A 6082-nucleotide genomic window follows, 5' to 3' on the forward strand; every position below is an offset into this window, starting at 1 on the left:
AAATAAAGAGGTTGAAACAAAACATGAGTTGTTTTGTTTCAACCTCTTGTTTTATCTAAGATGACTTGATAAGATACTTCAGTAAGTAATTTTGTTCTAAAACTAAATTTGAATGCCGTTTTAGCTCAGAAGGTAGAGCATTTCCATGGTAAGGAAAAGGTCCCGGGTTCAAATCCCGGAAACGGCTTAAATATGATGAATTAACAAATTTAGGAACGCTGTAAATGTTGATACTACAGCATTCCTATTTTTTTGAAGGCTTTAGAAAGTATTAAAGGGCAATATTGTTTTGACCATTTTTTGACCACTTATCATTATTATCACTGCGTAAATGTGATAATGTATTTTCAATTTGGGCATCAGTGTGTGCCTTATATTCATCAATTAAATAAGAATACTAGCTCGAGGTTGTGACAATATCTGAATGGCCCAATCTTTTTGAGATAACATACAAATTAATATTGTTAGCTAATAGATAAGCAACATGAGTATGCCGCAAACTGTTGAAAGACATATAATATAAAAACCAAGTAATTCGAGAATCCAATCTCGTTTTTACTTGGTTTTTTTACTGGGCTTTTTTTAACCAGCGCAACACATTTTTAATTTGTCCAGTTTTAAAACTGATTCGTTAAAAAATAATTGAGAGTTAATTACGTGTTTGGTATAATAAAATTATTGAACACTAGTTCCAAACGGAAAGGAAGCCTATTAAATGCAATCAAATATTCGGACACAACTGAAGAAAAAAGGGTCCCAATGCCGATATCGATATACGGGAACTTTTGAAAAATATGGGTTTAAATATACCGATCGAAGAAGGAATCATGCAATCCCGACTTTATTGCTGCTGAATGTTAAGGATGAAAAGGGGATCGAAGTAGCTGAGCATCTATGGTTCAATTTAACTAAAGGATTTGAGGCCTTGGGGATTTTACAAACTGGTGATATTTTAAGCTTTAATGGCCGAGTAAAGCAGTATACAAAGGGGTATCAAGGATTTCGGCCTGGCATTCGGCAAACCTTACAAAAAGACTATAAAATTGAACGACCAACGAAAGTTAAACTTGAAAAATGTATCTGTCAAACACCTCACCAATTATTTTTAAAAGAAAATTGGCAAAAATGCAATCAGATTTATGAAAAATATGAAGATGATTATCGCCGTCGAGGTATTTTCAAACCGTATCTCTAAAGGACAAATAGTGAGTTTTTAAAAATCGAAATTGCTTGCGAACAATTTAAGAGTTTGAAATTTAATTAAGAAAATTCTCGTGAAATAGTTAACTTTTTCTAAACAATCATGTAAACTTATTTTGTATTATAAAAAGTTATATTCTGGAGGGATCTAATATGCATAAAAGGAATTTTAATTGGGTTAAATGGTTCGTATGGGCAACTGTCGTTCTCATTGTGGGATTCATTTTGCCATCATCTGCAAAGGCTCAAGCTAACCTGAGTGACGGTACATACACGGTTCCAGTAACGTTACTGAAAGCTAACAGCAGTTCCACGTCGATTGCCAATATGTTTTTTACCCAAACAGCCGCCGTTAAGGTAACTGGAAGTAATTACCAGATTCAATTACAGACCAGCGGTGCTAACTATATTACTTCAATGACTGTCGGGGGCAATCGGTTAATGAAGATAAATCCGGTTCCAATGCTACTCTGACTGTTAATTTAACAAGTCCAGCTGACCTTGTGCCAGTCACTTTTGGACTTCAAGTACCAATTATGGGAACGATGCAGCAATCAGCCCAATTTCAATTTAAGTGGGCAAATGCTACTCGAACTCAGGATAGTACAACTGCTCCGGCTGCTAATAGTTCATCCAGCAGCAGCGCAGCAACACCAGCCGCAACCAGCAGTTCATCGTCGTCTGCCAGTTCATCAAGCTCACTTAGTTCTGTAAGTAGCTCACAGGCACCAACCAGGGAACCGAATATGGTGCCTTCTAAAGAAACTAAGACAACCAAGTCGACAAAAACAACCAAAAAAGCTGCTAATACTTGGAAATACGTTGTTTTAAAGTCCAATTCCAACGCCAAGTCAATTGCAAACAAGTACTATACCCACGCCGCAAGTGTTAAAAAAGTTAATAAACATTATCGTGTTCTTCTGAAAGTAAGTTATAAAAAAGCACTTAAGTTGGGTTCAAAAGCAGTCAAACCAATTTCGATTAATGGTTACAAGCCACATAACGTAAAGTATGGATCAACTGCCAAAACGTACACGTTGACTTATACGTTCAATATCAGTTCGACAAGCAAACTGAAAAAGATTATTAAAGGTAAAATTCATGTCACGGTGCCGTACGCAAATATTAGCCAAACCTTTGGAATTCGGTTTAAATTCAGCCATGCCAAAGCAAAGGCGACTGTTAAAGCTGCAAAGGCAACCAAACATCAAACAGCTGCACTGGTGACTGCCAGTCAATTAAAGGCACCCACTGCCAGTTCAAGTGCGAAGCTGCCACAAACCGGAGACGGTAATGATACCATGACATCGATTATTGGTGCTGTTCTTGGTAGTAGTTTGCTTTTTACTTGGGGGGTTAACCATGAAATTAATTAACCGAAAATCGTGGTTATTCTTATTAACATTTTTAGTTGCGTTGTTGGGCGTTACCGCGACGGTAAGTGCCAAGGCCATTTCTTACAAGGCACTGCGCTATGGGACCAATAAAACTTCAATTGCAAGTGGTTATTTTGTCAAACCGGCAACTGTTAGTGTAAAAAACCATAAATATGTAGTGACTATGCAGATCAAAACCGCCAAAAGTCTGTCTTCTTTCCCAGTTGCAGTTAACTGGGTTAATGGCGAAAAGCCGAAAAACGTTCGTAAGGTTAAGGATCGAAGTGGCAACTCACACTATTATTATTCATTCACGACCACTAATTTGCATAAGCGAATCAATGCTAAATTAGCAATCGACGTTCCAAAAGTCTATAAGGCACATCACTTGATTTCGTTTAAATTCAATACAGCAGGCTTGCCTAAATTAAGTCATCATGCTGCAACGCTTTCTCCAAAAACGAGTACTTCATCAAGCCACACACAAAAAGTTGCTTCAAAAACGACTAAATCGGCGAGTAAGCGATCGCCTGTAAAAAAGCAGACTGCAACCAGTTTGCCGAAAAAAACATCAAATTCAACAAAACAAACGAATCGGGTAAAACAGACACCATCGACTCATTCCACCAGTCAGTCTACAGCACCGAAGAAGTCAGCCAACGCAAGCTCTCAGGCCAGTTCAAGTGCATCTAGTGCCAGTCAAAAGCCGGTTACTAAGGCAGCCCAAAGTCAAACTCATAAATCGGAAAGTAAACCGGACCATAGTAAAAGTCGGACACCTTGGATTGTTGGCGGCGTTGTTGCGGTCGTGGCAGTGGCTGGCGTCGGATCATGGTTAATCTATAGGCATTAGGAGGCCGGTTGATATGACAGGTTCACGAAAACTTGGTCTGGGAATCCTTGCTTTTATTGCGATTGTTGGTGTTGGCTTGGGTGTGATGTTTGGTTTTAAGGCAGTTAAACCGAAGCAAAGCCAACCGAGAATTGTGGCTACCACGTATGCCGTTGTGCAGATTGCGGATAAATTGCAGCTACCGTTGGTGGGTGTTCCTACAACGGCTAATAAGATACCTGAGCGATATAAAAATGTTACTCGGGTAGGCAGCCCGATGAACCCCAATGTTGAGAAAATTGCCGGGTTAAAACCGACTGTTGTATATTCAGTAACGACTTTGGCTGATCAATTTGGTAAGGCGTTTTCAAAAAGACACATTAAGCCCTACTTTTTAAATTTAACAAGTGTGTCGGCTTTGGAAACGACTGTTAGGCAGATGGGTCGGAGATACCATCGTCAAAGCCAGGCAACCCGGGCGATTAAACAAGTTGAAACAGCCAAACAAACAGCTAAACAGGTTGCGGCAGGTTATCACCATCATCCCAAGGTTTTAGTACTAATGGGACTGCCAGGGGCTTCCTACATGATCGGTACGAACAGGTCCTATATTGGTAATCTGGTATCAATTTCAGGTGGACGCAATGTTTTTACCTCAAAAGATCAGGAATATATTCAGCCAAATGACGAATCAATTAAAAAGGCCAAACCGGACGTTATTTTGAGATTGGAACACGCACTGCCTAAAATGGTGACCGCCCAGTTCAATCAGACCTTTAAGCAGGACCCGATGTGGCAGACAATACCGGCCGTTAAACATCATCGCGTGTACGACCTTCAGGAACCGGATTTTGACGCGACGGCTAATATGCGAGCAGCAATCGCGATTAGCAAAATTTCAAAGTGGCTTTATCCACAAAGCGGGGGAACGACTTAGTGACAAAACGTGAGATAATTTGGTATTTACTGATTATTTTTATTTTAGCAATTGCAATTGTAACTTCACTAATGGTGGGAGCAACCTATTTTTCAGTATCCCAATTGATCGCTGCTTTTGGCGGTCAGGATAAAAGCAGCTTGGTGGTGTTGCTTCAAACTCGATTGCCGAGAGTTTTAGCCAGTTTGGTTTGTGGCGGCATGCTGGCGGTTGCCGGTACGATTAGTCAGGCAGCCTTTCATAATTATTTGGCAGACCCCAGTATTTTGGGAGTCACCAGTGCGGGGAGCTTTTTAATTTTGCTGGCAGGTTTTTTGATACCGGCTTTTCCGTTTGATAAGCTGCTTTATGCGTTTATCGGTGGTGGGCTGATTCTGGTTTTTCTATCTTCAAGGAAGCTGTTACAAAACTCTTATCAATTGATTATCGTGGGCGTGGTTCTCAGTTTGACATTTTCGGGATTTCAACAGCTTTTTTCTGAAAATTCAATTGCAGAAACCAGTACATTTAACGGTATCACCTGGTCTGATACACTGATCTTGCTTATCTTTGGGACGATAGGAATGGCGGCTGCCATTATTGTTTCCCCATGGGCAAATTATTTGAAAATGTCTGATCAGCAGCTTGCTTCGCGGGGGCTTTCTGCGGTATTTATTCGGCTGTCATTATTGGTGATTGTTGTTTATCTGGCTGCCGGTGTTACTTCGGTAATTGGTGTGGTGCCCTTTGTTGGGATTATCGTGCCCAACGTTGCCCGCCGGTTGGTCGGTCGTGATTATCAAACCATTGTGCCGTTTTCAATGCTGTTGGGTGCGGCTGTGTTGCTGACGGTCGATACACTTGGTCGAACAGTAGCGTTGCCAAGCGAGATTCCGGCCGCAACCATTATGACGGTGATTGGCGGACCGTTTCTTATTTGGCTGTTATGGAGGCAAAGTACAAATGAAGTTGAATGATGTTAGTTTTGGATTTCAAAAAAATCGGCCCATTGTTCAACACATTTCTGCGAAAATTGTTCCTGGAACGATTTTATCAATCGTTGGACCGAACGGGGCCGGTAAAACGACACTACTAAAATTAATGGCTGATCAGCTAAAGCCAACGACCGGTCAGATTGAAATTGCCGGTCAGGCGATTTCGAAAATGGGTCGAAAACAATTTGCCTCAAAGGTGGCCGTGGTTAGTCAACAAAATCATCTTTATGATGATATGAAAGTTATTGATGTTGTTAAAATGGGCCGCTTGGCAAAGCACCACCTGCTGGCAACGATTACCGATGATGAAGTGATGCCCTTTATGGAAATGACTCGGATCGCACAACTTGCCCAGCGAGAAATGAGCCAGCTTTCGGGCGGTCAAAGACAACGGGTCTGGGTTGCTTCAGCGATCGCTCAGCAGCCGCAATACCTGTTTCTTGATGAACCAACCACTTACTTGGATATTCGTTATCAGGCGGAGTTAATGGCGATTATCAGGCAGCTTCATCGGACTGGGAAGATGACAATTGTCATGATTCTCCACGATATTAATCAAGCATTTCGAATAAGTGATCGGTTGTGGTTGATTCAATCAGGTCGGCTATTAAAAGATGGCCGCCCAAAAAGTTTTTACGACGAACAATTGCTCAGCAATGTATTTCAGACCAAAATTCACATTGTTGATATTCCTAATTATGGTCGCTATATCGTTGAATTGCCTGCTGGGAGTTAAAAATATAGTTAATTAGTAACGTTAATC

General features: G+C 40.8%; 7 protein-coding genes, 1 tRNA gene and 1 pseudogene. 8 read left to right on the plus strand and 1 reads right to left on the minus strand.

Features of this window, described 5'->3' with window-relative positions; genetic code table 11:
• Positions 1–114 precede the first annotated feature (114 nt).
• A tRNA-Thr gene (locus JCM14108_RS13310) sits at positions 115–187 on the plus strand.
• Between the two features lie 84 nt (positions 188–271).
• Here the strand turns inward: JCM14108_RS13310 and JCM14108_RS15670 are convergent.
• Positions 272–508 (minus strand): annotated as a pseudogene (locus JCM14108_RS15670) (site-specific integrase); the annotation flags it as partial.
• Positions 509–715: 207 nt separating this feature from the next.
• Here JCM14108_RS15670 and JCM14108_RS13315 point away from each other — a divergent pair.
• The 7 genes from JCM14108_RS13315 (at position 716) to JCM14108_RS13345 (ending at position 6055) form a co-directional block, all read left to right on the plus strand.
• Positions 716–1195 carry a hypothetical protein gene (locus JCM14108_RS13315; protein WP_051996227.1) on the plus strand — a complete coding sequence of 160 codons (480 nt, stop codon included), beginning with the start codon at positions 716–718 and terminating at the stop codon, positions 1193–1195.
• 158 nt (positions 1196–1353) lie between these two features.
• Positions 1354–1674, plus strand: coding sequence for an NEAT domain-containing protein (locus tag JCM14108_RS15675; RefSeq protein ID WP_035181425.1), 321 nt, complete (start codon positions 1354–1356; stop codon positions 1672–1674).
• Positions 1675–1703: 29 nt separating this feature from the next.
• Complete coding sequence (locus tag JCM14108_RS13325; RefSeq protein ID WP_237745848.1) at positions 1704–2576, plus strand: LPXTG cell wall anchor domain-containing protein; 873 nt, start codon at positions 1704–1706, stop codon at positions 2574–2576.
• Complete coding sequence (locus JCM14108_RS13330; protein WP_035181426.1) at positions 2563–3429, plus strand: NEAT domain-containing protein; 867 nt, start codon at positions 2563–2565, stop codon at positions 3427–3429. Before JCM14108_RS13325 ends, JCM14108_RS13330 begins: the two co-directional genes overlap by 14 nt.
• Positions 3430–3442: 13 nt before the next feature.
• Positions 3443–4345 (plus strand): heme ABC transporter substrate-binding protein IsdE, encoded by a 903-nt coding sequence (gene isdE, locus JCM14108_RS13335; protein ID WP_035181427.1) that lies wholly within the window; start codon positions 3443–3445, stop codon positions 4343–4345.
• Entirely contained in the window at positions 4345–5301 is a 957-nt protein-coding gene (locus JCM14108_RS13340) for a FecCD family ABC transporter permease (RefSeq protein ID WP_035181429.1), read from the plus strand. Before isdE ends, JCM14108_RS13340 begins: the two co-directional genes overlap by 1 nt.
• Positions 5288–6055 (plus strand): ABC transporter ATP-binding protein, encoded by a 768-nt coding sequence (locus JCM14108_RS13345; protein ID WP_035181430.1) that lies wholly within the window; start codon positions 5288–5290, stop codon positions 6053–6055. The genes JCM14108_RS13340 and JCM14108_RS13345 overlap by 14 nt, the downstream gene beginning before the upstream one ends.
• The last annotated feature ends 27 nt before the right edge of the window (positions 6056–6082 follow it).

Source organism: Lentilactobacillus farraginis DSM 18382 = JCM 14108, from assembly GCF_000583655.1.
Classification (GTDB): Bacteria; Bacillota; Bacilli; order Lactobacillales; family Lactobacillaceae; genus Lentilactobacillus; species Lentilactobacillus farraginis.

Excerpts from the sequence above, each read along its gene's own strand:
- JCM14108_RS13315 (WP_051996227.1), top strand. The coding sequence starts at position 716 with ATGCAATCAAATATTCGGACACAACTGAAGAAAAAAGGGTCCCAATGC.
- JCM14108_RS15675 (WP_035181425.1), top strand. The coding sequence starts at position 1,354 with ATGCATAAAAGGAATTTTAATTGGGTTAAATGGTTCGTATGGGCAACT.
- JCM14108_RS13330 (WP_035181426.1), top strand. The coding sequence starts at position 2,563 with ATGAAATTAATTAACCGAAAATCGTGGTTATTCTTATTAACATTTTTA.
- isdE (WP_035181427.1), top strand. The coding sequence starts at position 3,443 with ATGACAGGTTCACGAAAACTTGGTCTGGGAATCCTTGCTTTTATTGCG.
- JCM14108_RS13345 (WP_035181430.1), top strand. The coding sequence starts at position 5,288 with ATGAAGTTGAATGATGTTAGTTTTGGATTTCAAAAAAATCGGCCCATT.